The organism is Alteromonas sp. ABH4_454, from assembly GCF_056311775.1.
On record NZ_CM149972.1, the window covers coordinates 1,286,736 to 1,311,367 of the forward strand.

The 24,632-nt window shown below is 43.8% G+C and carries 28 protein-coding genes and 2 tRNA genes; 20 read left to right on the top strand and 10 right to left on the bottom strand.

Translation table 11 applies throughout. The features are described from left to right. Window positions 1–149 precede the first annotated feature (149 nt). Window positions 150–542, top strand: a complete 393-nt coding sequence (locus tag ACYX4W_RS05630; protein WP_474809036.1) for an NAD(FAD)-dependent dehydrogenase — start codon at window positions 150–152, stop codon at window positions 540–542. Window positions 543–600: 58 nt separating this feature from the next. Here the strand turns inward: ACYX4W_RS05630 and gpsA are convergent, their stop codons facing one another. The 4 genes from gpsA to ACYX4W_RS05650 all read right to left on the bottom strand — a co-directional run bounded on the left by gpsA (window position 601) and on the right by ACYX4W_RS05650 (window position 2,918). After that, entirely contained in the window at window positions 601–1,638 is a 1,038-nt protein-coding gene (gpsA, locus tag ACYX4W_RS05635; RefSeq protein ID WP_474809034.1) for an NAD(P)H-dependent glycerol-3-phosphate dehydrogenase, read from the bottom strand. Between the two features lie 10 nt (window positions 1,639–1,648). Beyond that, the gene (gene secB, locus ACYX4W_RS05640) at window positions 1,649–2,158 is read right to left on the bottom strand and encodes a protein-export chaperone SecB (protein ID WP_269918203.1); all 510 of its coding nucleotides are present in this window, start codon (window positions 2,156–2,158) and stop codon (window positions 1,649–1,651) included. 61 nt (window positions 2,159–2,219) lie between these two features. Then, a complete protein-coding gene (gene grxC, locus ACYX4W_RS05645; RefSeq protein WP_014948069.1) occupies window positions 2,220–2,480 on the bottom strand; it encodes a glutaredoxin 3 in 261 nt (86 codons plus the stop codon). A 12-nt stretch (window positions 2,481–2,492) separates the two neighbouring features. Next, window positions 2,493–2,918, bottom strand: coding sequence for a rhodanese-like domain-containing protein (locus tag ACYX4W_RS05650; protein WP_179982192.1), 426 nt, complete (start codon window positions 2,916–2,918; stop codon window positions 2,493–2,495). Window positions 2,919–3,183: 265 nt separating this feature from the next. On the opposite strand from ACYX4W_RS05650, the gene ACYX4W_RS05655 reads away from it, so the two are divergent. Beyond that, complete coding sequence (locus tag ACYX4W_RS05655; RefSeq protein ID WP_474809032.1) at window positions 3,184–4,347, top strand: murein hydrolase activator EnvC family protein; 1,164 nt, start codon at window positions 3,184–3,186, stop codon at window positions 4,345–4,347. Between the two features lie 22 nt (window positions 4,348–4,369). Here the strand turns inward: ACYX4W_RS05655 and ACYX4W_RS05660 are convergent, their stop codons facing one another. After that, window positions 4,370–4,708 (bottom strand): hypothetical protein, encoded by a 339-nt coding sequence (locus ACYX4W_RS05660; protein WP_474809030.1) that lies wholly within the window; start codon window positions 4,706–4,708, stop codon window positions 4,370–4,372. 254 nt (window positions 4,709–4,962) lie between these two features. Between ACYX4W_RS05660 and ACYX4W_RS05665 the strand changes: the two genes are divergently transcribed. Then, a complete protein-coding gene (locus tag ACYX4W_RS05665; RefSeq protein ID WP_474809028.1) occupies window positions 4,963–5,907 on the top strand; it encodes a divergent polysaccharide deacetylase family protein in 945 nt (314 codons plus the stop codon). Between the two features lie 158 nt (window positions 5,908–6,065). Beyond that, window positions 6,066–6,494 carry a MerC domain-containing protein gene (locus ACYX4W_RS05670; RefSeq protein ID WP_474809026.1) on the top strand — a complete coding sequence of 143 codons (429 nt, stop codon included), beginning with the start codon at window positions 6,066–6,068 and terminating at the stop codon, window positions 6,492–6,494. 106 nt (window positions 6,495–6,600) lie between these two features. Here ACYX4W_RS05670 and ACYX4W_RS05675 read toward each other — a convergent pair whose 3' ends face one another. The 4 genes from ACYX4W_RS05675 to rsgA form a co-directional block, all read right to left on the bottom strand. Continuing rightward, window positions 6,601–7,293, bottom strand: a complete 693-nt coding sequence (locus ACYX4W_RS05675) for a glycerophosphodiester phosphodiesterase (protein ID WP_474809024.1) — start codon at window positions 7,291–7,293, stop codon at window positions 6,601–6,603. A gap of 32 nt (window positions 7,294–7,325) precedes the next feature. After that, entirely contained in the window at window positions 7,326–8,201 is an 876-nt protein-coding gene (locus ACYX4W_RS05680; RefSeq protein ID WP_269918211.1) for a DMT family transporter, read from the bottom strand. Window positions 8,202–8,204: 3 nt separating this feature from the next. Further along, window positions 8,205–9,182, bottom strand: coding sequence for an archaetidylserine decarboxylase (asd, locus tag ACYX4W_RS05685; RefSeq protein WP_474809023.1), 978 nt, complete (start codon window positions 9,180–9,182; stop codon window positions 8,205–8,207). 280 nt (window positions 9,183–9,462) lie between these two features. Beyond that, on the bottom strand, window positions 9,463–10,506 hold the full coding sequence (gene rsgA / locus ACYX4W_RS05690; RefSeq protein ID WP_474809022.1) for a small ribosomal subunit biogenesis GTPase RsgA: 1,044 nt from the start codon (window positions 10,504–10,506) through the stop codon (window positions 9,463–9,465). 86 nt (window positions 10,507–10,592) lie between these two features. Between rsgA and orn the strand changes: the two genes are divergently transcribed. The 11 genes from orn (at window position 10,593) to ilvN (ending at window position 20,655) form a co-directional block, all read left to right on the top strand. Continuing rightward, on the top strand, window positions 10,593–11,138 hold the full coding sequence (orn, locus tag ACYX4W_RS05695) for an oligoribonuclease (RefSeq protein ID WP_474809020.1): 546 nt from the start codon (window positions 10,593–10,595) through the stop codon (window positions 11,136–11,138). A 101-nt stretch (window positions 11,139–11,239) separates the two neighbouring features. Next, window positions 11,240–11,315 (top strand) — tRNA-Gly (locus ACYX4W_RS05700). A 53-nt stretch (window positions 11,316–11,368) separates the two neighbouring features. Continuing rightward, window positions 11,369–11,444 (top strand) — tRNA-Gly (locus ACYX4W_RS05705). 104 nt (window positions 11,445–11,548) lie between these two features. Next, window positions 11,549–12,334 (top strand): hypothetical protein, encoded by a 786-nt coding sequence (locus ACYX4W_RS05710; protein ID WP_476074938.1) that lies wholly within the window; start codon window positions 11,549–11,551, stop codon window positions 12,332–12,334. 471 nt (window positions 12,335–12,805) lie between these two features. Then, window positions 12,806–15,277 (top strand): TonB-dependent receptor, encoded by a 2,472-nt coding sequence (locus tag ACYX4W_RS05715; RefSeq protein WP_474809016.1) that lies wholly within the window; start codon window positions 12,806–12,808, stop codon window positions 15,275–15,277. 93 nt (window positions 15,278–15,370) lie between these two features. Next, a complete protein-coding gene (locus ACYX4W_RS05720) occupies window positions 15,371–15,838 on the top strand; it encodes a tetratricopeptide repeat protein (protein WP_476074939.1) in 468 nt (155 codons plus the stop codon). Between the two features lie 67 nt (window positions 15,839–15,905). Then, complete coding sequence (locus ACYX4W_RS05725) at window positions 15,906–16,940, top strand: sulfotransferase family protein (protein ID WP_476074940.1); 1,035 nt, start codon at window positions 15,906–15,908, stop codon at window positions 16,938–16,940. Window positions 16,941–17,095: 155 nt separating this feature from the next. After that, complete coding sequence (locus ACYX4W_RS05730) at window positions 17,096–17,557, top strand: hotdog fold domain-containing protein (RefSeq protein WP_476074941.1); 462 nt, start codon at window positions 17,096–17,098, stop codon at window positions 17,555–17,557. Window positions 17,558–17,773: 216 nt separating this feature from the next. Continuing rightward, window positions 17,774–18,166 carry a MaoP family protein gene (locus ACYX4W_RS05735; protein ID WP_474809012.1) on the top strand — a complete coding sequence of 131 codons (393 nt, stop codon included), beginning with the start codon at window positions 17,774–17,776 and terminating at the stop codon, window positions 18,164–18,166. A gap of 273 nt (window positions 18,167–18,439) precedes the next feature. Then, the gene (locus ACYX4W_RS05740) at window positions 18,440–20,158 is read left to right on the top strand and encodes an acetolactate synthase 3 large subunit (RefSeq protein ID WP_474809010.1); all 1,719 of its coding nucleotides are present in this window, start codon (window positions 18,440–18,442) and stop codon (window positions 20,156–20,158) included. Further along, the gene (ilvN, locus tag ACYX4W_RS05745; RefSeq protein WP_014975513.1) at window positions 20,158–20,655 is read left to right on the top strand and encodes an acetolactate synthase small subunit; all 498 of its coding nucleotides are present in this window, start codon (window positions 20,158–20,160) and stop codon (window positions 20,653–20,655) included. The genes ACYX4W_RS05740 and ilvN overlap by 1 nt, the downstream gene beginning before the upstream one ends. Window positions 20,656–20,723: 68 nt before the next feature. Here the strand turns inward: ilvN and ACYX4W_RS05750 are convergent, their stop codons facing one another. Next, window positions 20,724–21,785 (bottom strand): hypothetical protein, encoded by a 1,062-nt coding sequence (locus tag ACYX4W_RS05750; protein WP_476074942.1) that lies wholly within the window; start codon window positions 21,783–21,785, stop codon window positions 20,724–20,726. Between the two features lie 177 nt (window positions 21,786–21,962). Here ACYX4W_RS05750 and tatA point away from each other — a divergent pair, with 177 nt between their 5' ends. Genes tatA through ACYX4W_RS05775 form a run of 5 tightly spaced genes read left to right on the top strand, consistent with a single transcriptional unit; the run spans window position 21,963 to window position 24,620 of the window. Continuing rightward, the gene (gene tatA, locus ACYX4W_RS05755) at window positions 21,963–22,208 is read left to right on the top strand and encodes a Sec-independent protein translocase subunit TatA (RefSeq protein ID WP_232091269.1); all 246 of its coding nucleotides are present in this window, start codon (window positions 21,963–21,965) and stop codon (window positions 22,206–22,208) included. After that, complete coding sequence (gene tatB / locus ACYX4W_RS05760) at window positions 22,208–22,507, top strand: Sec-independent protein translocase protein TatB (protein ID WP_012517066.1); 300 nt, start codon at window positions 22,208–22,210, stop codon at window positions 22,505–22,507. The genes tatA and tatB overlap by 1 nt, the downstream gene beginning before the upstream one ends. Further along, a complete protein-coding gene (gene tatC, locus ACYX4W_RS05765) occupies window positions 22,508–23,263 on the top strand; it encodes a twin-arginine translocase subunit TatC (protein ID WP_474808999.1) in 756 nt (251 codons plus the stop codon). A gap of 25 nt (window positions 23,264–23,288) precedes the next feature. Beyond that, entirely contained in the window at window positions 23,289–23,843 is a 555-nt protein-coding gene (locus ACYX4W_RS05770) for a hypothetical protein (protein WP_476055102.1), read from the top strand. Further along, on the top strand, window positions 23,844–24,620 hold the full coding sequence (locus tag ACYX4W_RS05775; RefSeq protein ID WP_476074943.1) for a TatD family hydrolase: 777 nt from the start codon (window positions 23,844–23,846) through the stop codon (window positions 24,618–24,620). The last annotated feature ends 12 nt before the right edge of the window (window positions 24,621–24,632 follow it).

The following is a 24,632-nucleotide window of genomic DNA, read 5'->3' on the forward strand; positions in this document are numbered from 1 at the left end:
CGAAAATACACATGTTAAAAACGCCCTGTAACAAGGGCTTTTTTATGCCTAATGTAAAGACAGTGTAAAGCGCGCCAGAGTCAGTTTTCGTTCAGCTTCACTCATTAGTATAGCCATTGAATATACACAAATGAGTTAGGAGTAGCATTATGAAACGCATAACACTGAGTATCATTACTGGCGTTTGTTTACTAGTGGCCGGGCAGGCTAGCGCGCACTCAGGCCATCACTCTCATGGTAAAAGAGGCGGCAGTAAAACAGTAACTGTTATCTCGCAGCCCGTCCGTTCTTTGGTTGACGTAGTTATTAGCGTGCCTGAGATTGGGGTATTCGTTAACGTGTTACCAAGCGCACATAGGGTTGAGGTTGTTGACAACCACCGCTATTACGTTGCGAACAACCACTACTACCGCAAACATGGAAACCGCTATGTGGTTGTAGATTCACCCTATAAAAACGCGAAAAAAGCTAAACGTTATAAGCGCAACCAACACAGCTACCAAGGCAACAAGAAAGTTATCGTAGTAAGGGAAGGGCGTTAATAATTGGGTCTGAATGGTAAGGTCGTTAGCAGGAATTAAAGCGAAGCGTAATGAGAAATTACGCTTCGTTTTTCAAATCTCGCCCAAGCAGGGCTAAGGCCGCTTCCTTCGGTGATTTACCATGGTAAAGTACAGCATATATCTGTTCGCAAATAGGCATTTCTACACCCACCTTTTTAGATAATACATGCACTTCTTCTGTATTGCGGTAACCTTCAACAACCTGACCAATTTCTTCGATGGCCACATCTACACTTTTGCCTTGGCCTAACGCCAAACCAAAGCGACGATTGCGCGACTGATTGTCAGTACAGGTTAATACTAAATCGCCAAGGCCTGCCATACCCATGAACGTCTCTGGATTGGCACCTAGCTTTACGCCCAAACGGGTAAGCTCTGCCAAGCCTCGGGTAATAAGGGCCGTACGCGCGTTTGCGCCAAAGCCTAGACCATCTGCTAAGCCCGCGCCTATAGCGATAACGTTTTTAACTGCGCCACCCAACTGCACACCAGTAAAATCTGAGTTTTTGTATACCCGAAAAGACTTTGCGCAATGAAGCTTTGCTGCAAACTCGTCACTTAAGGTATCGTCGGTAGAAGACAATGAAATTGCAGTAGGTAATCCCTCTACCATTTCTTTAGCGAAAGTAGGCCCGGATAAAACTGCTAAGGGGTAATCTGTCCCTAGAATTTCTTCCGCCACATCGCGAAGCAAGCGCCCAGTCTTAGGTTCAAGCCCTTTAGTCGCCCAAATGATTCGTTGATGCGGTTTAAGCAATGGCTTCAAGCTTTGAAGCATAGCGGCAAATGCGTGACTAGGAACCACTACCAAGATGTCTCGGCTTGCAGCAACCACTTCTTCTAAGTTGGCATTTACAATAAGTGAATCGGGAAAAGTTGCGCCAGGAAGATATCGGCTGTTTTCTCGGTTCGCTCCCATTTCAGCAATGTGCTTTTCATCACGACCCCAAAGCAGTGTTGGGTTACCATTTCTGGCAAGACAAAAAGCAAGGGCGGTGCCATACGACCCCGCCCCCAATACTGAAACTGAAACCGACTCAGAAACCAAGTTCGACTTCATGTTCACCTGCTCCATGGTCACCTAATTAGGCGTCCATTTTAGGCGCTTCGCCTTGCGCTTGTTGTGCACGTTTTTGCACATAAGCCGCAAAGATAGCGTCAAAGTTAACAGGTGCAAGGTTAAGTGGAGGGAAGGTACCACGGTTAACCAAGTTAGAAATAGTCTCACGCGCATATGGGAAAAGCATGTTCGGGCAGAACGAGCCTAGTGTATGCGCTTTGTTTTGATCTGGCATTTCGCCGATAGCAAAAATACCTGCCTGTTGAACTTCACAAAGGAAGGCTGTTTCTTCACCTAGCGTTGCAGTAACGGTAACTGAAAGTACAACTTCAAACGTATTTTCTTCTAGCTTGTTAGTACTAGTGTCGATGTCTAGTTTAATTTCTGGCTTCCACTCTTTAGTGAAAATAGCCGGTGCGTTTGGCGATTCAAAAGAAATATCTTTTGTGTAGATACGCTGAATATTGAACTGAGCACCTTGTTGCGCTTGTGCGCCTGCTGCTTCACCTGGGTTTGTCTGATTTTCGTCAGCCATGGTATTTCCTATTTAATTGTCGTTTTAATTTAATGTAGTGCGTTGCCGTATGCGCTGACGCTTACGCTAAACCCAGCATTGGGTTTAGTTTGCTTTGTGCTTCCAAAGCCATCATATCGTCACAGCCACCAACGTGCTGATCGTCAATGAAAATTTGTGGGACAGTCCAGCCGCCATTTGCGCGTTCAATCATTTCGTCACGTAGTTCAGGCTTAACGTCTATTGGGTATTCGATAAATTCTACACCTTTTTGCGTTAACAGTGCTTTTGCACGGTGGCAGTAAGGGCAATGCCCCTTGGTGTAAAGTTCTACTTTGCTCATAAAGGTTACCTGTTATTTAGAAACGGGAAGGCTGGCACTTTGCCACGCGTTCATTCCGCCTTTTAATACATTCACATTCGCGAAGCCGTCTTTTAGCATCGCATTTGCTGTACCACGAGCCTGATTACCCATAGCGCATACTACGATAATGGGTTTGTCTTTGCTGTTTTCAAGTTTCTTGAAGTTTTTCTCACGCACTTCTTCAGGTTTAATTTGTCTGGCTCCTAAAATGTGGCCAGCTTTAAACTCTTTTGCAGGTCGTGTGTCTAACACTATCGCATCATCTTTATTAATTAAAAGCGTTGCTTCGTGTGTGCTTAATTCTTTTACCGAAGATGTCCATGTACTGATATAGCTAAATATCAACATGGCAATCAGCGCAACCCAAATACCAGCAAGAATAATATTGTTGCTAGCAAATTCTATTAGTTGATCCATTACCTCTAACCCTGTCTACAGACCATGAAAAGAGTGCAAAGTATATAGAAAAATGGGCGAGAAACCAGCTTACCTTTCAGTTAGCTAAGAGACTTTCACCATGCTTTGATCTTAAATACTTTAGATGATTGATATTACGGATAAATTGCACTGGGCATATGGGAAGCCGTCAGATACACTGGATGTTGTTATTAATAGTGGTGGTGAAATACAGCTGGTCAGGCAGTTATCACCATTGCAAAAGTAGAGGTTTTAAGCGCACGTTATGTCAGCACGTTCATTTCTTTCAGTTATCGGATGCATAGTAGCTCTGGCTGTTATGCCAATTGGAAGTGATGCGTTAGCCCAAGACAGCGAAGCTAGTGCGCAAAGAGAAAAGTTAGCAAAGCTGCAGGCCGAACTGCGTGCGAGGCAGCAAGTGCTCGAAAACAATAAAGCCAGCGCAGAAGAGCTAAAAGCTGTGCTAAAGGCGTCAGAGCTAGATATAGCGAAAGTAGCAAAAGCGTTATCTACCACTGAACAAACGCTTAAAAGCGTTAAGCAAGAAGAAGCTACGCTAAAAGAAGAGCAAGATGCATTGAAAGTTGCTATTCGCAAACAGCAATCTTTACTGGCAAGTCAACTCAAAAGTGCCTTCATGGCTGGTCACTACGACTACGCTAAGATGCTTTTTTATCAAGATGATGCGCGTACTTTTGAGCGTGTTATTACCTACTATCAATACGTGGCGAAAGCGCGCCAAAAAGAAATCGAAAGTTTTAGAAGTAATGTTGCAAGACTTGAAGACGTTACCGCCGAACTCAGTGAAAAAGCATTGTCGCTAGTCGCGCTTAAAGAGGAGCAGGAAGGGCAGCGGGCAGTGCTTATCACCCGGCAAGCCGACCGCAAAGCTACGCTAAAGAAGATAAATAAAACCATTGCTTCAGAAAACCAGCGAATTGCGTCTTTGCAGGCCGATGAGAAAGCGCTAAAAGGTGCTATAGAGGCAGCCCGCATTGCAGCAGAGCGGGCCGCGCGTGCCGCTGAGTTCAGCATGAATGGACTTGCTAAGCAAAAGGGTAAACTTCCCGCACCTGTGAAAGGCAAAATACGTCATTTGTTTGGTAGTCGCCGCCAAGGGCAGATTTCTTGGAAAGGTATTGTAATTGATGGTGCTGAGGGCGACCCAGTTAACAGCATTGCGCCCGGACGAGTATTGTATGCCGACTGGCTGCGTGGTTTTGGTTTGGTTGCCATCATCGACCATGGCGAGGGTTATATGAGTGTCTATGGACACAATCAAGCATTGCTGAAACAGTCGGGTGATGAGGTTCGGCAAGGGGAACGCATTGCTCTTGTGGGTCGAAGCGGTGGTCAGGAATATCCTAATCTTTACTTTGAAATTCGCCACAAAGGCAAGGCGCTAAACCCGAAAGCTTGGCTGGATTAAACCGTTAAAGTCACGATAAAATTTAGGCAGTAACTTCAAATGTTGCTGTATCGGGCAGTGGACGTTTAGGTTTACCTTCACCTAAACCAGCGAGTTCGCCGATTTGTTTTGCGTCAAAACCCGCACTGCTAAGTGCACTTTCTAATGCTTTTCCAGGCTCGATGCCTTCGCTTTTCAATTGTTCAACAATAGATGTTGCGTCTTCACTGGTTAGTGAATCAGCGTCATATTGCTCTAAAATGGATTGCAAAGTCTGCGTTTGCTCGTCAGTAAGTGATGTTTGCTGCCCTTTTGGTGGCGGTGGTGGAGAACTTGGTCTTAGTTGTTGAGCTGTCGAAGAGTCATTAATACCTGAAATCATAGTGAAGCCTTAAATGATGAGTAGTTGTTTACCATAAAGTATCGACCTCTCTCTGATATTTTTAGTGTGTAGCGCTAGATTTACGCAATATTTACTTCCCTTTACAAAAGCTGTTTATGACTTACCTGTAATAAGACAGTAATAAAACTCCTAGTTTTGTTGAAAGTGCGCTTGTTGTTGGTATGCTTAACCTTAAAGTGAATTCATTCACACAGTGCGCTTAATAATAATGATGAAAAACGGATGTGAACTAGATGCTTTTGCGTCTGCTACTGCCTTGTATAATCTTTGTTTTATGCGGGCTAATTAGCCCTAAAGTAAACGCAAAGTCAGACATATTAATAATATTAGATGACCTGGGATACAGGCCGTCCGACGTCGCTGCTTTTGCCCTCCCTAAAGAAATTACGTTTTCTATACTTCCACAAACCCCATTGGCAACTGAAATTGCGCACCGTGCTGAGCAAGAGGGCAGGGCGGTTATGCTTCATATGCCTATGCAAGCCCAAAATGGTAAAAACATGGGACCGCTGGGGTTAACCACGGATATGTTTGCCGGGGCTATTACTTATAATCTGCGCAAAGCGATGAAAAGTGTGCCAAACGCAGTAGGTGTAAACAACCACATGGGCAGTGCCTTTACCGGTCAGCAAGAAGGAATGGAAGCGCTGTTAAAAGAGGTAAAGCGCCAAGGTCTCTTCTTTGTAGATAGCAGAACTACTGTGCTAACTAAAGGTGAAGAAATTGCGCAACGTTTGGGTGTGCCTAGCGCAAGCAGGCAGGTATTTCTGGACCATAAACTAGAGCCTTCGTTCTTGTTGAAACAGTTTAATCAAATGAAACGCATCGCTGAAAAGAATGGGCATGTTGTGGTGATTGGTCACCCTCATCCTGAAACGGTCGAGTTCTTGAAAACCCATTTACCCTCACTTGAAAAAGAAGGTTTTACCCTTACTTCCGTAGCCGACTATTTTTCACACGCACCTAAAGTGGCTAAACAGTTTGGTAAAGAATGGAACCAGACTGCTCAACTCACTCGGGTAGATGAAAACAAAACCGGCTCAGAAATAAGTGAACAGGATAGGTTCGTTAGCAGAGGGTTTGTGCAGAGTTCCTCATATAAAGAGATAACTGAATTCAAAGAGAATACTGAATCTAAAGAGGTTACGGAACGCTCGACTACGGCGCCTAACGAGTAAAATCCTCGCCTTTTTTCTTACTTAATTAGTCTATTTTCATCTCAATAAGATCAAAATTTAATGTGGGAACGTTTCTCATTTTCGTGAGTCTGTTATAATATAACGTCTCTGGCGAATAATTCGCGTATACATTTTCAAGCACGGTGGTAATTAGAGTAATGACTCCAATTGACGAGAATCCAACAAAACTAGACAAACTTGGCATCTGGGTGTCGAGCTTGTGTGCGCTGCATTGCCTTGCGCTACCTGTTTTGGTGCCTCTGTTACCGCTTATCGGTTCTAGCTTTTTTGCCCAAGTATGGTTTGAAAGAACTATTTTGACGTTCTCACTGATTGTTGGGGCGGTAGCCTTGATTAGCGGTGCCATTCGCTACCACGGCAAATATTACCCGCTGGCACTACTGTTTACTGGTGGCGCAATTTACTGGCATAAAGATATTTTTGGGCATCATTACGAGCCATTTACTATTGCGGTAGGGGCAGGATTAATTGTAGCGGGTCACTGGATCAATATGCGCCTGTGTCGACAGTGTAAGTGCTGCAAAAATACAGTGTTTTCAGACCACCTATCTACTGAGTTTAAGTAGCCAGTAAAACAGAGTTTTAAGAAACGAGCCAATGGCTCGTTTTTTTATCTAATGAGTGTACATAAGATGTGTGTTCTACACACTTTACGTATTGAAAAACTGTTATTTAATTTGATAACACTTTAAGCGCAACATCAGGCACATTAGTAAATATGCCGGTTACCCCCCACTCTTTAAGCATTAGCATATCTCTGGGTTCGTCCACTGTATAAACGAATACATCAAAGCCTTCCTGCAGCGCAGTTTGTACGAACTGCTTATTAACCGCGTCTAGCGCAATATTTACCGAGTAAGCACTAAGGGCCCTTGCGCTTGCCGTGCAGTCTAGTTCATAGCTTGCGGTTAAAGCGCCAAATTTTACTTCGGGCCACAGGTGTGCAATCGCTTTAAGCCAATGGTGATTGAACGAAGAGATAAGTAGCTTATTAACACTAACGCCGCTTTGCTGCACCGCCGCTCTAACATCTTTTACCCAGCTATCTACGTCATGCAAGTGCTTAATTTCAATGTTGCACCACTTATCATTTGGAACACATGCCAAGGTCTCGGAAAGTGAAGGTATGCGTTCTCCATCGCCAATGTCCATTTGTTTGAGGGATTGCCACGGCGTATCTAACAAATAACCTGTCTCGCGGGCTCTACGTGTAAGGGTTCTATCGTGAAAAACAATAATGCCGCTTTCGTGTTGATAAGTATCAAACTCAATGCCGTCGGCATCTTGCTCGAAGGCCAATTTAAACGCTTTTAGTGTATTTTCTGGGGCGGCTTTACTGGCGCCTCGGTGGGCAAAAATTAGCATCGACATTCCTTCCTTAAATTTCAGCGCGAATGTTACTTATCGTTCGCGCTGTGTAACTTATGGGTGTTAAGCGTTTCATAGACTGACGCCGACGTTATAAGAATGCCGCCTAGCAATGCGCTTAAACCGGGCTTTTCATTAAGCAAAATTATGGCAAGAAAGACACCGTAAAGTGGCTGCATGCAGGCAATAAGTGAAAATGTCTTTGCCCGCAAGTGGCGCAGACTCGCCGCAATTAAAGCATGGGGAAGCGCGGTAAATACTGTGCCTAAAAGCAACAGCATTAGCCAAGAGCTCGTTGACGCCGAGGCTATTTCCGCACTGCCTATTGGCAGCATTAATACACTGATAACCAAAGTTTGCCATGCCATAGCTTGCGCACCGCTGTAGTGCTTAAAATGCTTACGGTGAATAAGGTTTCTAAACGAATACAATATGGCAGATGCAATACCGATAAGTACCCCAAGGGTAACGTCATTTTCCAACGACGTTTCAGGCACAATTAAATAAACACCAATAACTACCGTTAACGTAGATACAATGTCCTGCCACACCAGCCTAACTCGTTCGAAAAAAGGCTCAATAAGCACTGTAATGACAGGAAAGGTAAACAGCGCAATCATGCCCACAGATACGCCAGCATATTGCATTGCGGCAAAGTAAGTAACCCAATGTAGCGCCATTAAAAGCCCTAGACCAAGAGCGACGCCATAATCTTTTCTGGAATTTAGCTTTATTTTATTTCCGGCCAGTTTCAAAAATGCCAGCAGGGCGATGCAAGCAAATACTGAACGCACCAAGGTAATGTCACTGGCACTAAGTGGTACAAGCCGAGAGAAAAGGGCTGTACCACCTAACAAAATGACCGTGAGATGAAGCGAAATCAGGCTTTTTTTAACAGCATCCATAAACTAGCTGTCAGCGCCCTCAGATGGTGTTTCTTTTTTTGTCTCACCTGCATCGTCATCGAACTCATCGCTACTTTGCTCAGGCTCAGACGAAGCAAGGTCTTGGGAAACTATCTCTTGTGAAGATAGTTTTGAAGCCATAGGTTCACCTAGGCGAGTAACCATACCTGGGGCAATATCTTCAAAGTTGATCATGTCTTTTTCAAAACATACCACAATGGTAGAGCCCAGTTTGAATCGGCCAAGTTCGTCACCTTTTTCAAGGAAAACTGACGTTTCTGTGTCTTTTTCATATGACCAGTGCTGAACGTTTTTACCTGCAGGTGGCGTAACAGTGCCAGCCCAAACGGTTTCGATACTGGCCACAATCGTTGCGCCAACAAGAACCATTGCCATTCGGCCCACAGGAGTGTCAAACAGCGCCACAACACGTTCGTTACGTGCAAATAGCCCAGGTATATTTTGTGCCGTAAGCGGATTTACCGAAAACAATTCGCCAGGCACATACAGCATGTCAGTTAGGGTGCCCTCAACTGGCATATGAATTCTGTGATAATCGCGAGGAGCTAGGTAAATAGTAGCAAATTTACCATTTTTAAATGGTGCTGCTACTTCAGGTTTTCCACCTAACAACGTAGTTAAGCTAAAGTCGTGACCTTTGGCTTGAAAGATACTGTCGCTATGAATATCGCCAAACTGACTTACCGTACCGTCAACGGCATGGATAAGTACGTCATCGTTTTCATCAATCGTACGTGCTTCAGGTTTTAGAGGACGCGTGAAGAACTTATTGAAGCTTCGGTAATGCTCGGGCTTTTCATGCAGCGCTTCAGTCATATCAACATTGTATTGTTTGATAAACAGCTTGATGAAAAAGGTGGTCACGCTACCCATTTCCGCTTCTGCAAGTTTGCCCACAAGGCGTGAAAGCAGATGCTTGGGTGTAACGTATTGTAAATTAACTTTAAGCCAATCTAACACAAAATATCTCCGTTTCTTTTATGCAAGCAATAACGCATTGCATAGATAGCGTTATTGTATAGTAAGTTGTGGTAGTAAGAGTAACTTTAGGGTTATGAGTGCTTACACAAAAGCATAAGCATATGGTTCACACTGCAACATTTTCTTTACTGGTTTAGCCTCGCTACTCAATGCCAGTAAGCTCAATGTTAGTAAATTCAATGTCAGTAATAAGTGAGGTGCTATTCAGACGCTTCTGCAGGTTCGGCGTTTCAGCAACGTCAAAACCCTAGAGCATTTGTTATGCCCCAGGTGGCTGACTATGGCTAGGACGCTGCTCTTCCATAGTCGTCAAAATTCTATGGTAGCTATCGAAGCGTTCAGCGCTAATTTTTCCTTCTTCTACAGCTTCTTTTAATATGCAGCCGGGGTCATTTAAGTGCTTGCAGTCTCTGAATTTGCAGCCGCCCAAATAATCTCTGAACTCAATAAAACCCCATGTAATTCTCTCGGTAGGAATATGCCACAGGCCAAATTCACGTACCCCTGGAGAATCAATTAAATCCCCCCCAGCCGGTAAATGAAGCAGTTTAGCCGCTGTGGTTGTGTGTTGCCCCAGTCCTGAGTTATCTGAAATGTCACCCGTTAACTCATCCGCGTCTGGCAAAACTTGGTTAATAAGGCTCGATTTACCAACGCCCGACTGTCCTACGAAAACGCTGATATTATCGTTAAGGTATTTATTGAGTGTGTTGATCCCTTCGCCAGTTTTACAGCTAGTGAACAGTACTTCGTAGCCCAGTTTTTCGTAAGTTTTAAGCTGCTCTGCAACGTTTTCGCGCTCTTCATCGCTAAGCAACTCGACTTTGTTGAGTACAATCAGGGGCGTAATGCCGATATCTTCACAGGCTACGAGATAGCGGTCGATAATATTCAGTGAAAGAGTAGGTAATATAGCGCTGACCACAATGATTCGGTCGATATTTGCCGCAATGGGCTTAATGCCGTCGTAATAATCTGGGCGTGTAAGTACAGAATGCCTGTCTTTTACTATTTCAATAACACCCCTTACACCCGACTCAGCTTCATCTCCTTTGCTGAAAAACACCTTGTCTCCGCACACTACAGAGTCAACTGTTCGGCGAATGTGACAGCGGGATACGTCGCCACTGGCATCTTCAACGTCAGCGTGCTTACCGAAACGGCCAATCACAGTGCCACTTTCTAACGTGCTTTCATCTAGGTTGGCTGCGCCTTTAGTGGCGTGCTTTTCACGCAAGCGTTTGCTTCTGTTAGCTGCAACTTGTCGTTTCTGTCGTTGTGTAAGTTTTGGTTTTTTCGCCACGATTCTTTTCTAGTTTCACGTATACTATGTCAATAATACCGTTTGTAGGGCATGGTTGCCATGCCTGTAGCGCAAAGAGGAAAGTAATGAGTAAACACGACAGTAACCTTGTTTGGATAGACATGGAAATGACAGGGTTAGATCCTGAAACCTGTGTAGTAATGGAAATCGCGACCATTGTTACCGACGCACAGCTTAATGTTTTGGCAGAAGGCCCTGTGATTGCAGTACATCAAAGTGATGACGTGTTAGATAATATGGACGAGTGGTGCACACGCGTTCACGGAGAAAGCGGATTAACTGCACGTTGCCGAGAAAGTAAAATAAGTGTAGAAGAAGCGTCTGCACAAACCATTGCCTTTTTAGAGCAGTGGGTAGATGCAGGTAAATCGCCGCTGTGTGGAAACACCATTGGGCAAGACAGACGCTTCATGGTTAAGTACATGCCCGAGCTTGAAGCCTACTTCCACTATAGAAATATTGATGTAAGTACAATAAAAGAGCTAACGCGCCGCTGGAAGCCTGAAATATTAAATGGTTTTGAAAAGAAAGGCGTACACTTAGCCTTAGATGATATTCGCGAGTCTATTGAAGAAATGCGCTATTATCGAGAGAAAGTGTTTACGATTTAAGCATTCGAACATCGAGGTGCAAAAAAAGTAGAATTAAAGGTTGCGTTACCCCAAAATTTTTGTAAAATGCGCACCACTTCAAACGAAGTACCTCTTTTGTTGCGGGAATAGCTCAGTTGGTAGAGCACGACCTTGCCAAGGTCGGGGTCGCGAGTTCGAATCTCGTTTCCCGCTCCAAATTTTAATCTAGCTCTCTAGATTGCCTATAAGATGCCAGGCATCGACTCTATGCGGGAATAGCTCAGTTGGTAGAGCACGACCTTGCCAAGGTCGGGGTCGCGAGTTCGAATCTCGTTTCCCGCTCCAAATTTTTCTTCAGTATTCATATCCCATAATCGCAGTTACTTTGTAAGCGAAAGCTATCTGAACTTTCTGCTTTGGCAATGCTCAACTATTAGGTGCTTTTATGGATGGATGCATTAATGGTAGAGCCAAGGATTGATAGGTATGAGCTTGAGAGGAACTGTTTTACTCAAATAAGCCTGCCAAACGCTTCTGCACTCCGTGCGTTTATACTTTCTCTAGGTATCAATGGGGCACTGTTACTCGCGTTGGCATTCACCACTGGTAACGAGTCTGTAAGCCAAAAACACTCTACGCCCGTATTGTTAAAGGCAGTATTAGTAAGGCCAACGACTGCCCCTCAAAAGACCGAAATTGATTCAGAACCAGTGAATGAGAAAGGTAGCGACCTAGAACATAGCGTTGTCATTAAAAAAGCGAAAAAAGGTGAGAAAGTATCGAGCGCTAGCAAAGTGGTTGGCAAATCTAAAGAGCCACAGAAACTTTTGGTTAAAGAACCTTCACCACAATTTAAAGCAAGAACAGAAGAAACCAAGCTTAAAATTCGGGATGCCACACAAGATTATATCAATCGTCTGAACGCACAACGATTGCATGACATCGCCAATCAATCACCCTCAAACAAAACCCACTCGAATGTGAAAAGAAACACCAAGCTTTCTAGCTCCTTCAATACTGAAAACGAAGATTTTCTAAAAAGCATTGAAATAGTCGTTGATTGCAGTTCAATAAAAGGAAAGTTATTCAGCGCCCTCAGTAAAAATAAGGGAATTACGATTGAAGATCGCGATTTTCCTTCTTCACCCGACTCTATAGTTGTCCAGGGAACAGTAAAGTGTAGAGATAACAGTCGATTCAATGATTATATTAATCGTCGACTAAATAACGAATGACTTTTACGTTTCTCGTTTACATTACATTATTCTCTGGTTCTGGATATTAATTCTACCGTATTTGCATCAAATTGGTGCGTTCATGGTTAGGTTGTAGATTAAATTCTATAAATAGTTGAAATATAAATTAAAAAGCCATTTCCTTATGGGTTCTTATACAGTGCGCCTGCCTCTTCTTGTGTCATTCTTTGAGAATAATTGCACTTAATATGAATAAATACCCTGTTTTGATCTGGCTTTTACCTGTTTTTATATTAGAATGCGCGCAAATTCCGGCACGTATTCTGCTGAGCCATAGGTTCTAGACCCTTTTCAGTGAATAGTAACGATAGATAAGAGTAAGGCGATCAAGACCGAACCGGTACGCATAATTACCCAATTCACGCTAGAAACACTCAATCAGAAGGACTCTGTTTTTCCAATGGAATGGGCTAGTGACTTTTTAGTAATGTCCATTTAAAGAGAGAGAACATGCATATTAAGAATGCTCCTTTCCATATTTCCGCTGTAGCAGGTGCCGTGTTAGCCGCTTGCTCAAGCCAAGGCGCATACGCCCAAACGGTTGCAGTAGACGAAAAACAAATCGAAAAAGTAGAAGTAACCGCAACGCGCAGAAGCGGTACGCTACAAGAAGTACCTATTAATATCTCAGCGCTAACGTCAGACGTTTTAGACCAACAGAATATTGAAGATCTTGACGGCGTAGCCCGTTGGGTACCTGGTCTTACTGTGACTGATCAGGGCGGGCGAAACGACTCTCCAATTATCGTACGTGGTCTAAATACTAATTCATCAGGCCCCGGATCAAATGGGGGCACGGTAGCCACTTATTTTGGTGACATTCCTCTTTTCCTAAACATGCGTCTTGTTGACGTGGATCGAGTTGAAGTTCTTATTGGCCCGCAAGGTACGCTTTATGGAGCCGGTACTTTAGGTGGCGCTATTCGCTACCTTCCGAAGAAAGTTGACCTAGAGTTTATGTCTGGTGAAGTGACAGGTGATGTATTCAACATCAGCGAAAGTGACTCGCTAGGCGGAGAAAGCAGTATTGTCTTTAATGCACCTATTATTGATGGCGAATTAGCGGTACGTGCGTCACTAAACTATTTCAATAACCCTGGCTTCCTTGACTACAACTATGTAGTAAGAGAAGGCGGTGTATCGTTGCCTGATCCAGACTGGTCTAACGAAGAAGAAGTAAATAGCAACTTAAAACAGGTTGAAGATGCTAACGGTGAAGATACGCTAACAGGCCGTATTGCAGTACGCTGGGCGCCAAACGATTGGTTTGACAGCACTTTGACTTACTTCTATCAAAAGCAAGACGTTGAAGGCCGTTCTATTACCCACTACGACTCACTTTCCTCTGAAAATCCTTTGAGCGAAGTTATTGGTGAGTATGAGTCAGCGTATCGCTATGAAGAGCCTCGCGAAAAAGAAGACGAACTTCTGAGCTTAGAAATGAATGCCGATCTGGGCTTTGCTGAATTAGTGTCTGCAACAGGGTTGTCTAATTTTGAAGCTAATGGCCAGCGTGATCAAACAGACCTGCTGATTCGCTTAGACTATAGCTATGAAGAATTTCCAGCATTTTCTGCTTACACCGAAGAAGAATCAGAACGCGAAGTCTTTACACAAGAGCTTCGCCTAGTTTCGCAAACTGGCGGCCCTCTATCTTGGATAGTAGGTGGTTTTTATTACGATTTAGACAGTGAAGGCAGCAGTAAGGAATTTACGCCTAACTTTGATGTTTATGCTATCGAAGTGTGGGGCGTAGAGGGTAACTATCGCCCAGACTCCCTTGAATACTTTTCAGTAGACGAAAGCGAAGTGACGGAAAAAGCACTATTCGGTGAACTTACTTACGAGTTAACAAGAGACTGGGACGTAACATTAGGTCTGCGCGCATACCAATATGATGTCTATTCGCGTTCTGCAGTAGATTTACCGCTTTATAATTCTGTATTTGAAAGCCGAGCGTCTGATTCTATTGTGCTTGATTATGGTGAGACAGAGGCTGACGATAGCGGCACGTTATTTAAGTTCAACACTAGCTATCAGTTTACGAACAGTACTATGGGTTACTTGACCATCAGCGAAGGCTTCAGAATTGGTGGCGCGAATAGCGTTGGTGCTTGTCCTGATAATGTTGACGATCTGAATAACCAAATAGTTTGTGCTACGCCTGAAGAGCAACTCTATGAGGCTGACACTACAACTAACTACGAGCTAGGCGTTAAAACCAGTTTCTTTAGAAATAAGCTCCAATTAAATACAGCATTATTCTATGTTGACTGGCAGGACCCTCAGGTATCAGGTGCCACCATTAATGGCCAGCAGCCGATCATCGTTAACGCTGAAGGTGCAGAGTCGAAAGGCGCTGAATTCTCTGTTCGAGGCATAATTGGCGACAATATCACGACTTATGCAACATATGCCTACACACAAGCAGAGTTAACTGCAGACGCACCTTTCTTATTCGGCGTGTTCGATGACCAAGGCACAGAGCTTCAAGATTTTTACGATGGTAAAGATGGTGATCGTTTACCAGGAACTGCAGAACATCAGTTCTCGTTCGGTATTACGTATAGCCAAGAAGTATTCGACGATAAAATGTTAAACGTAAACTACGGTATCACTGCGCAGAGCGATGTGTATACCACCGTTGGTCTTCGTCAAGATGGTGAGGCGCTACCTGGTTATGCTGTAAGTAATTTAAACGCCACTATTTCAGATGAAGACTGGTCGGTAACGCTATATATCGACAACTTATTTGATAAGTATGCGTTTACTTCAACACGTCGTAACGTAGGTGATATTGGTCTTGGGCAATTTAACGATACCCTAGAACCAAACGGTACCGAGTTACAGCGAAATTATGGCCACTATGTGTTAACACCGCGTACTGTAGGGTTGATGTTTAAGTATCAATTTGGCATGTAGTATAGTTACTGCTGTACGATAGAATATAGGGGCGCTTACGCTTAACGTGTAAGCGCCTTATTTGTTTAATGACGGTTTAAATACAGATAAACAATGAATACAAGCCAAACTCGCTTAGATGATGCCGTTAGGTTCTTAACACAACGAGATTTTAAGCAAGCACACCGCTGTTGCGTTGAAGTGATCCAACAATACGGGCCGCATGCCCATGCCTATTTTTTACTTGGCATTATTCATATTGAAATTGGCCAAATAGAAAAGGCTATCGCCTTGTTAACGAAGTCTAACGAAATAGAAAACCGTCCTATTACCTTTGCCTATCTAGCGAAATGCTTTGCGTTAAAAGGCGATATGCAGCAAGCGCTTGAGCTTGTATCGTGTGCGCCAGTAGATAGCCTAACTCGTGCCCTCGACTTAGATACGGTTGGCGTTTCACTGTCTCGAGTCGGCCTACATGAAAAGGCTATCGCTTATTTTGAAAAAGCACTTACGCTAGCGCCAGCGAATCCGCAATATCACTACAACTATGCTGTCAGTCTGCAAGTTTGCGGGGAAGTTTGAGCTGGCTAGAAAACACTTTGAAAAAGCCATAGACAGCGAACCACATTTTTTTCAGGCACATTTTGCTTTGTCTGATCTCGGCGGTGTTTCAGATGAAAATAATCATCTAGCACGACTTGACCCCCTAGTTGAAAGAGTAAAGGACAATTTTGATGCGCGTCTTCATATAGGGCATGCGCTCTCCAAGGAGTATGAAGCTTTAGGTGATTACAGGCGTGCTTTCGACGCGCTAAATCACGCGAAAGCACCCCAAAAGGCGCGTAGCGAAAGCACGCTGAAAGATTATCAGGCTATATTCAGCACTCTTCATAGTAATTTGCAGGCACAGTTAAACTCCGATTCCTTTTCTAGTCGTGGTTCACAAAGCGACGCGCCAATTTTTGTTGTCGGTATGCCGCGCAGTGGCACAACGCTGGTTGAGCGCATTCTAAGTCATCATTCGTTAGTTGCTTCTGGAGGTGAACTGCAAGATTTTGGCGTTGCTGTTAAAGAGGTAACTCAAACTAGTAGTCAACTGGTGCTCGATACGCCTACCATTGAACGGGCATATGAGAGTGATTTAGGAAAGGTTGGAGAACGCTATCTTCAGCGCACCTCATTCTTGCGACAAAATTCAAAGCACCTAGTCGACAAACTGCCGTTTAACTTTTTCTATATAGACCTAATACGCCAGGCTCTACCAAACGCCAAAATAGTGTGCTTACTAAGAGATCCTATGGATACTTGCGTGGGTAACTTTAGACAGTTGTTTTCTATCCATAGCCCTTATTACGCCTATGCTTACGACCTTGATGTGATAGGACAGCTGTATCAAAGCTTCGAAAAGTGGGTGAGAAAATTTGCTGATACATATCCGAATGCTATTCGCCTGCAATCATACGAGCAACTTGCTCAGCATCCGGATACCGAAGTAAAAGAGCTATTGGCATTTTGCAATTTGCCTTGGGAAGAGCAGTGCCTACAGGTCGAAAACAACAAGCTTCCCGTATCAACAGCAAGTAAGGTTCAGGTAAGAGAACCAATAAATACTCGCTCAATAGGTCGCTGGAAACGCTACGCTTCGCAAACTGAAGCGCTACAGAAGTCATTAGGTATTATTTAATAGAAAAATCGTAGATTCGTTTGCAACCTTTAAACGTAACGATTATGTTAACGCTATATTTACTGGTCTAACCAGATTGCACGGATTGCATAAGAGCCGAAGTGTCGGCACCGCTTTCTGCAATAGCACTTTATAGAAAATGAGCGTGAACAACTATGTCAAAGAATTACGTACTAAATACATATAACAAATTTATGAAGCTGCCCTTTGGCAAAAAACTGTTTAGCTGGTACTCAGCGCGCAGAGCGCCTTACTTTTCTACCGTTTCCCCGCTTATTACTGACATTAAACCTAACTATTGTGAAGTGCTTATTAAAAAGCGTAAAGGGGTAGAAAACCACATTGGTACGGTTCACGTTATTGCGATTTGCAACGGGTTAGAAATGGCCATGGGCTTTATGTGTGAAGCGTCAATCCCTAAAAACTTGAGATGGATCCCAAAAGGCATGGAAGTAAAGTATCCAGCAAAGGCCGATTCAGACATTCGTTGTGTCGCTGAAGTACCAGCTGATGCGTGGAAGCCGGGTGATTTACCTATTTCTGTTAAGGCTTACAACGCCCAAGGGACCGTGGTCGTAGATGGTATTATTACGGTTTGGGTAAGCGAAAAACGCTAAACGATGCCGTGATACTTGAAGGTCGCTTTTGCGGCCTTTTTTTATGCCTAGTCACAGTTGCAATATTAAGTTTTTACGACATGCCTATTTCTAATTGACAGCATTCAAAAACACATCTAAGAATAGACTGGTAAGCGATTAAGGCGCTATATCGGAAGTCTATTTCATTCAACTTTTAAGTGGCAGCCCTCCTTTTAAGCAACACGAGGGGCCGCAATGAAAGAGGTTAAGATGTCTGTAATCACAAAAGAACAAGTCACAAGAAAACCCTTCGCAGATAAGAAGAACTATCCCTACGGCTTCGCACGCTCTGGTGATTTTTCAATTAATGAAAGCAAACTTCTACAAACTCATGGAAGTTTGTTTGCCGCTTTAGTTGACGGAAAGATCACACCAGAAAACGACGAAGAGCAAGCTTATTTGGAGTCGGCACTTGGGCACCGTGAACCCGCTACACCACAGGAAAAAGCGTGGTTAAAATACCAAGCGCGAATTAATAGACCGAAAACTGCAAGCATTTATGGCTCTAAGCGCCCGGCTGCAGAAGAAGTTGACGATGATGAAGATATAAGCGATAACAGTGACATTGATATTGATCTAGACGATTAAGCTTATGCCTTTATGCACGTTAGTGGATAAAGGCGCATCGTTCTCATTCTTAAACTTTATTGTTCACACTGTTAATTTTGTGTAAATAAATATCCTATTTTCTGTCAAAATAAACCTTCAGTCGAAATATCCATCCTATTTATTACGAATATTGGGATATATATCTCACTTTTACGCAATTTGGTGTTTTATCTTCCTATTACCTTAGTTATAGTCGGGGCATCGTCAACGTACGCTGACAAACCCCCCAACCCATTACAGGAGAAAAGCACTGTGAAAATGATGTCGGGCGCAGCCATGGTGGTTGAAGCGCTAAAAGATGTAGGAGTGACACACGTGTTCGGTTACCCAGGTGGTGCCGTACTAGACATTTATGATGCGTTATTTGCGCAAGATGATGTCAAACACGTCCTCGTACGTCATGAACAGGCAGCCGCCCATATGGCGGATGGTTATGCACGTTCAACTGGCAAAACCGGCACAGTGCTCGTCACATCAGGTCCAGGCGCTACGAATACTATTACAGGTATTGCTACTGCGTACATGGACTCTATCCCGATGGTAATTTTATCGGGGCAGGTGCCGTCGAAGCACATTGGTGAAGACGCATTCCAAGAAACTGACATGGTAGGGTGTTCGCGTCCTATCGTTAAGCACAGCTTTTTGGTTAAGCGCGCGGTTGATATTCCAGAAGCCATTGCTAAAGCCTATTATATTGCTAACACAGGGCGTCCTGGGCCGGTAGTTGTAGATTTACCGAAGGATATTGTGAACGTAGCGGAAGAACACCCTTATGTGTATCCAGCCGACGTTACTATGCGCTCTTATAACCCTACCGAAAAGGGCCACCCCAAGCAGGTTAAGAAAGCGGTTGAGTCGCTACTCAAAGCAGAACGTCCGGTATTATATGTAGGTGGTGGTGCAGTAGCGTGCGACGCATCAGAAAAAGTTATTGAATTAGCTGAGAAGCTAAATGCTCCGGTAACTTGTACGCTAATGGGCCTTGGTGCTATGCCGGGTACACACAAGCAATTTATCGGCATGCTAGGTATGCACGGTACGCTTGAAGCGAACAAGACCATGCATAATGCCGACTGCATCATTGCACTAGGTGCACGTTTTGATGACCGTGTTACCAACAACGTTGATAAATTCTGCCCTCATGCAGACATTATCCATGTTGACATCGACCCAGCATCAATTTCTAAGACCGTCAATGCGCATATTCCTGTGGTAGGTTCGGTAGATAAAGTACTTGATCAAATTTTAAGTCAGGTAAATAAGAAAGATTTATCTGGGCAAAGCGAAAAGCTAGCCGATTGGTGGCAGCAGATAGAAACATGGCGTGCTCGTGAGTGTTTAAACTACACACAGGGCGAAGAAGTCATTAAGCCACAGCGCGTTATCGAAGCACTGTACAAACACACCGACGGTAAAGCCTATGTAAGTTCTGACGTAGGTCAGCATCAAATGTTTGCTGCGCTTTATTACCCTTATGATAAACCGCGTCAGTGGATCAACTCAGGTGGTCTTGGCACTATGGGCTTTGGTTTACCGGCTGCAATGGGCGTGCAGTTTGCGCACCCGGGCTCCACCTCTGTGGTAGTAACCGGTGATGGCAGTATTCAAATGAATATTCAAGAGCTATCTACCTGCTTGCAGTACAACCTGCCTATCAAGATTATCTCATTGAACAACCGTGCTTTAGGTATGGTTCGTCAATGGCAGGATATGATTTATAAAGGGCGACACTCACACTCGTATATGGATTCAATGCCTGACTTTGTGAAGTTAGCAGAAGCTTACGGACACGTAGGCATTAAAGTAGACAAGCTCGAAGAGCTAGACGCAGCAATGGAGAAATGTTTCAGCTACACAGATCGCTTAGTGTTTATGGACATAGCAGTAGACCAAAACGAACACGTATATCCAATGCAAATTAAGTTTGGCGCAATGGATGACATGCGCTTAAGCAAGACGGAGCGAACCTGATGAAACGTATTATCTCTGTATTAATGGAAAACGCCCCTGGCGCACTATCTCGTATCGTTGGTGTATTCTCACAACGTGGTTACAACGTTGACTCACTGTGTGTGGCACCAACCGACGACGCGAGCCTTTCGCGTCTAACGATTATCACGCACGGCGACGACAAAGTCATAGAGCAAATTACTAAGCAAGTGAATAAGCTTATTGATGTGCTAAAAGTGGTAGACCTTACCGAAGGTACGCACATTGAACGCGAACTTATGCTGATTAAAGTTGCTACCCGCACAGAGTCAGTACGTGCTGAAGTGAAGCGGAACTCTGATATCTTCCGTGCGCGTATTGTGGATGTGAACGTAAACAATTACACCATTGAAATTACGGGCACCACAGATAAGCTAGATGCATTTGCCACGACTATGGGGCAGTGTGCTGAAATTATCGAATCATCGCGCACCGGTGTTTGTGGTCTTGCGCGGGGTGATAGGGCGCTTCGTCCTTAAATTTCACTCATTATATTGTTTTCGAAAAAGCTGTCTTACGACAGCTTTTTTATATGTGCTCACTTAAGTTAAGTATCTCGCCCATAGTAAGCTTCAACGCGCAAAGCTAAGCCATAAGAGGTTTTAAAATCCTCTTCACGTAGCCACAACACGAAGGGCTCTACTTCAAAGAAAAGCCAATCGCGTAACATATTGTTACGCCATCTAAACCCGCCGTAAATTTCTTCTACGCGATAGTTAGGTTGGCTCAGCCCCTCCACCATTAAGTGGGGAATAACGGCGTTATGTTGATCTACTGAAAACAAATGATGTACTTCGTGGCGCCACAACCAGTCATTTGTATTGTCTCGAAAATAAAAGCGGTTGTTTTGGCGAATGAGATGTTTTTTGCTCATCTCGTATTGAACTGCCCACCCAAGTTCAGCCCCTAATCGGTCACGGGTGTAATAATAAAGCTCTGCGTCGTAAAGCATGGCCCACTGTTTGGAAAAGGCGAAGGCGTCTTTGTATCGTGTCATGGCATAAAGTTGGTCGCGACGTCCTGCGCCGACTCTATACGAATAATGTGAATCTTGTTCTGGGCGAAATCTTAGTGCAATAGTCGTCCTATCGCGGTCGTTATTTCCGGTATCTCTTGCTGCCCGTATTGTATTGTTCTGCGTTTCGTCTTCATTGTCACTCAATAGTAAATCAACGCGCTCTTTTAAAGCCGGCAAACGAACACGAATACGAAAGCGTAAGTCAGTATCTGTAAGCATACTGCTTCTTGGCTCCCATGAGAGTTGAATACGGCCTTCCGCTCTTGCTTCTTTGCGTCCGGAAGTAATTGGAAGGCTGTCACTCATAAACAAGCCATCGAGCTGTTTTACCGTAAAGTCCATAGTGTCAGTAAAACTGCGCTGCCAAATATCAAACCACTGCTCATCGTCTTGCACCTGTGCGGCTGACAGTATGTCATTTTCCGAATTGACAGAATTTGTAGTAAGGGCATGCGTAGGTTTAATAGCGTCGTGGTAAGCAGTACTTCTACTGGTCGTGTTTACGGGTTGATTCAACGTGTGTGGAGTATTATTCAGCGTAGAAGGGGCAGAGAGCAACAAATGACAATAGACAATGGTAAGACACAGCATTGCTCACTAACTCCTTGTAAAAATTAGAATAGTTGAATGTATTTACTATTCGCTTTTAAGATATACAGAGGATGTATTGTCGATGCTAAAACGTCAATCTTTATTCATTCGAGTAAATATTCAGGTGAAAGCATTGGCGGGCAATGGCATACTGTGTACAACGATGTAATGGAGATTATTTTTATGGGTGGTATTAGTATTTGGCAGTTGCTGATCGTACTAGTTATCGTAGTGCTATTATTTGGTACAAAACGACTTAAAGGTATCGGCACTGACTTAGGTGGCGCAATCAAAGGCTTCAAAAAAGCAGTGAGCGAAGAAGACAAAGACGCCGACTTTGAGCAAAAGAAGCAAGTTGAAGAAAAGTCAGCGGCTGAGCCTGTTTCGACAAAAACACAGAGCGACGTTAAAGAAAAATCCTGATGTTTGATATCGGCTTTTGGGAGCTATTGGTAGTAGGCGTTTTGGCACTCCTTATTTTAGGGCCCGAACGACTGCCAGGTGCCATGCGCTCTACTATAAATACAATTCGCAGCGTGCGTAATGTAGCAACGGGCTTTAAGCAAGAAGTTGAGCATCAGCTGCGTGTGCATGAGTTGCATGAAAACTTGAAAAAAGCAGAGCAGCAAGGCCTTAAAGATCTTTCACCTGAACTTGAACAAAGTGTCGATGAGCTAAAAAAAGCCGCCGAGTCGGTTCAAGAACCATATAAAAAGCAATAGATGTCTGACGCTAACAATCTCATTTCTCATTTAATTGAATTACGCAGCCGTATTCTCAAAGCGCTTTTGAGCGTGCTGATCGTATTTGTGTGTCTTGCCGCTTTCGCACAAGACCTTTACCAGCTGTTAGCAATGCCATTACTTGCAACACTACCTGAAAACTCAAGTATGATTGCAACCGATGTGGCATCGCCCTTTTTCGCGCCTTTTAAACTTACCTTGGTGCTCTCGTTTTTCATTGCTATCCCCTATGTGCTTTATCAAGTGTGGGGCTTTGTTGCGCCGGGCTTATACCGAAATGAAAAACGCCTTGTTGCGCCTCTGCTTTTATCAAGTACCTTACTATTTTATGCCGGTATGGCCTTTGCCTATTTCGTTGTATTCCCTATTGCGTTCGCATTTTTCACCAGTGTGGCGCCTGAAGGAGTAACGGTAAGTACAGATATATCAAGTTACTTAAATTTCGTATTGAAACTGTTCTTCGCATTTGGGGTCTCATTCGAGATACCCATAGCTATTATTCTGATGTGTTGGACTGGCGTGACTGATGCTAAGTCGCTAAGAGCTAAACGTCCGTATGTGGTTGTAGGTGCGTTTGTAGTTGGCATGTTACTGACGCCACCAGATATTATTTCTCAGACTCTGTTAGCAATACCAATGTGGTTGCTATTCGAGGTCGGCGTCATTGTGGGTGGTTTCTACGCAGGTAAAAAGCCAAGTGACGATGAGTCAGAAGAAGTCACTGACAATACATAAAAGTTAAAAAGAGCAAGGAATAAGAATGAAAACTCGACTGATATCTATTGCCACATTATTGTGTGCTTTTGGAGCGCTTAACGTTCACGCCGAGACTGTAGCTGATGCTATGGAAAAATGCCGGAACACAGACAACAGCTTAAAGCGTTTAATTTGTTACGACAATATTGCGAAATCACTGAATCAATATGATGGCGCAGATGCATCTGTAAGCCAATTACAAGCGTACAAATCGCAGACGGTTGCTAAACCAAGATTGCAAGCTGAACCGAATACACGTCCTGCCGTAAGCAAACCTGCTAGCGCAGCAGAGCCTGAAAACGACTTCGGTCTAGAACATAAACGTGATTTATCTGCTGAAGCCTCTGAGATTTCACTCACTATAGCATCGTTTAAAGACTCCCTTCGAGGTAAAAAAATTATTACGTTTAGCGATGGCTCAGTTTGGAAGCAGAGCGATAGCGCTTACTTGAAGATTGAAGAAGGTCAGCAAGTATCAATTGAAAGAGGTCTGTTAGGGTCATTCTATTTAAGCGTAGAAGGTGTTAACAAGCGCATGAAAGTAAAACGCGTTAAGTAAATGTCTTGGTTCGACGCAGGCGTCAATCTGCTTGATAAGCGTTTTGACGCCGAAGAAGTCATACAACGTGCACAAGATGCCGGTGTTGATAAACTGTGTGTCATTACCACTCATCCGAATGAGTGGGATGCCGCGGTAGCGCTTTACGAAAAGTACCCTGATCAGTGCTGTTTCACCATTGGTGTACATCCTCATAATGCAAAAGATGTCACTGAAAGCGACTATGAGCGTTTACGTGAGCTCGCTCAACATAAAGGGTGTGTGGCTGTAGGTGAGTGCGGGTTAGACTTTAACCGTAATTTTTCACCTCAGGACGTTCAATTAGCGGTTTTTGAAGCGCAGTTAAAGTTAGCTACGTCATTGAACTTACCTGTGTACTTACATGAAAGAGATGCCTTTAACGAGCAGATTGGCTTGTTAACCCAGTATATGCCGAGCTTAAAAGGGGGAATTGCCCACTGCTTTACTGGCACAACTGAACAAGTAAAAGCGTATTTGTCGTTAGGCCTTTATATTGGTATTACAGGATGGGTATGTGACGATAAGCGCGGTGCTGACTTACGTGATGCCGTAAAGCATATCCCGCTGAATAAGCTTATTCTTGAAACTGATGCCCCATATTTATTTCCAAAAACACTTCGTCCGCGAAAACGCAATAATGAGCCCGCTTTTTTGCCCCATATCGCTCAGCAATTAGGTGAATATCTTCAAGTTGACACTGATAAATTGCGTATTAGCAGTTATGCTAATAGCTGTGAGTTGTTTTCTCTCAGCTAAACACGGGTTTAT

Coding starts and splice junctions, on each gene's coding strand:
- ACYX4W_RS05735 (WP_474809012.1), top strand. CDS start 17,774: ATGAAAGAGGTTAAGATGTCTGTAATCACAAAAGAACAAGTCACAAGA.
- ACYX4W_RS05730 (WP_476074941.1), top strand. CDS start 17,096: ATGTCAAAGAATTACGTACTAAATACATATAACAAATTTATGAAGCTG.
- ACYX4W_RS05710 (WP_476074938.1), top strand. CDS start 11,549: ATGGATGCATTAATGGTAGAGCCAAGGATTGATAGGTATGAGCTTGAG.
- ACYX4W_RS05650 (WP_179982192.1), bottom strand. CDS start 2,918: ATGGATCAACTAATAGAATTTGCTAGCAACAATATTATTCTTGCTGGT.
- ACYX4W_RS05660 (WP_474809030.1), bottom strand. CDS start 4,708: ATGATTTCAGGTATTAATGACTCTTCGACAGCTCAACAACTAAGACCA.
- ACYX4W_RS05655 (WP_474809032.1), top strand. CDS start 3,184: ATGTCAGCACGTTCATTTCTTTCAGTTATCGGATGCATAGTAGCTCTG.
- gpsA (WP_474809034.1), bottom strand. CDS start 1,638: ATGGAGCAGGTGAACATGAAGTCGAACTTGGTTTCTGAGTCGGTTTCA.
- ACYX4W_RS05750 (WP_476074942.1), bottom strand. CDS start 21,785: ATGCTGTGTCTTACCATTGTCTATTGTCATTTGTTGCTCTCTGCCCCT.
- ilvN (WP_014975513.1), top strand. CDS start 20,158: ATGAAACGTATTATCTCTGTATTAATGGAAAACGCCCCTGGCGCACTA.
- ACYX4W_RS05675 (WP_474809024.1), bottom strand. CDS start 7,293: ATGCTAATTTTTGCCCACCGAGGCGCCAGTAAAGCCGCCCCAGAAAAT.
- ACYX4W_RS05775 (WP_476074943.1), top strand. CDS start 23,844: ATGTCTTGGTTCGACGCAGGCGTCAATCTGCTTGATAAGCGTTTTGAC.
- orn (WP_474809020.1), top strand. CDS start 10,593: ATGAGTAAACACGACAGTAACCTTGTTTGGATAGACATGGAAATGACA.
- tatC (WP_474808999.1), top strand. CDS start 22,508: ATGTCTGACGCTAACAATCTCATTTCTCATTTAATTGAATTACGCAGC.
- secB (WP_269918203.1), bottom strand. CDS start 2,158: ATGGCTGACGAAAATCAGACAAACCCAGGTGAAGCAGCAGGCGCACAA.
- ACYX4W_RS05770 (WP_476055102.1), top strand. CDS start 23,289: ATGAAAACTCGACTGATATCTATTGCCACATTATTGTGTGCTTTTGGA.
- ACYX4W_RS05630 (WP_474809036.1), top strand. CDS start 150: ATGAAACGCATAACACTGAGTATCATTACTGGCGTTTGTTTACTAGTG.
- ACYX4W_RS05715 (WP_474809016.1), top strand. CDS start 12,806: ATGCATATTAAGAATGCTCCTTTCCATATTTCCGCTGTAGCAGGTGCC.
- tatB (WP_012517066.1), top strand. CDS start 22,208: ATGTTTGATATCGGCTTTTGGGAGCTATTGGTAGTAGGCGTTTTGGCA.
- ACYX4W_RS05720 (WP_476074939.1), top strand. CDS start 15,371: ATGAATACAAGCCAAACTCGCTTAGATGATGCCGTTAGGTTCTTAACA.
- ACYX4W_RS05670 (WP_474809026.1), top strand. CDS start 6,066: ATGACTCCAATTGACGAGAATCCAACAAAACTAGACAAACTTGGCATC.
- ACYX4W_RS05680 (WP_269918211.1), bottom strand. CDS start 8,201: ATGGATGCTGTTAAAAAAAGCCTGATTTCGCTTCATCTCACGGTCATT.
- grxC (WP_014948069.1), bottom strand. CDS start 2,480: ATGAGCAAAGTAGAACTTTACACCAAGGGGCATTGCCCTTACTGCCAC.
- ACYX4W_RS05665 (WP_474809028.1), top strand. CDS start 4,963: ATGCTTTTGCGTCTGCTACTGCCTTGTATAATCTTTGTTTTATGCGGG.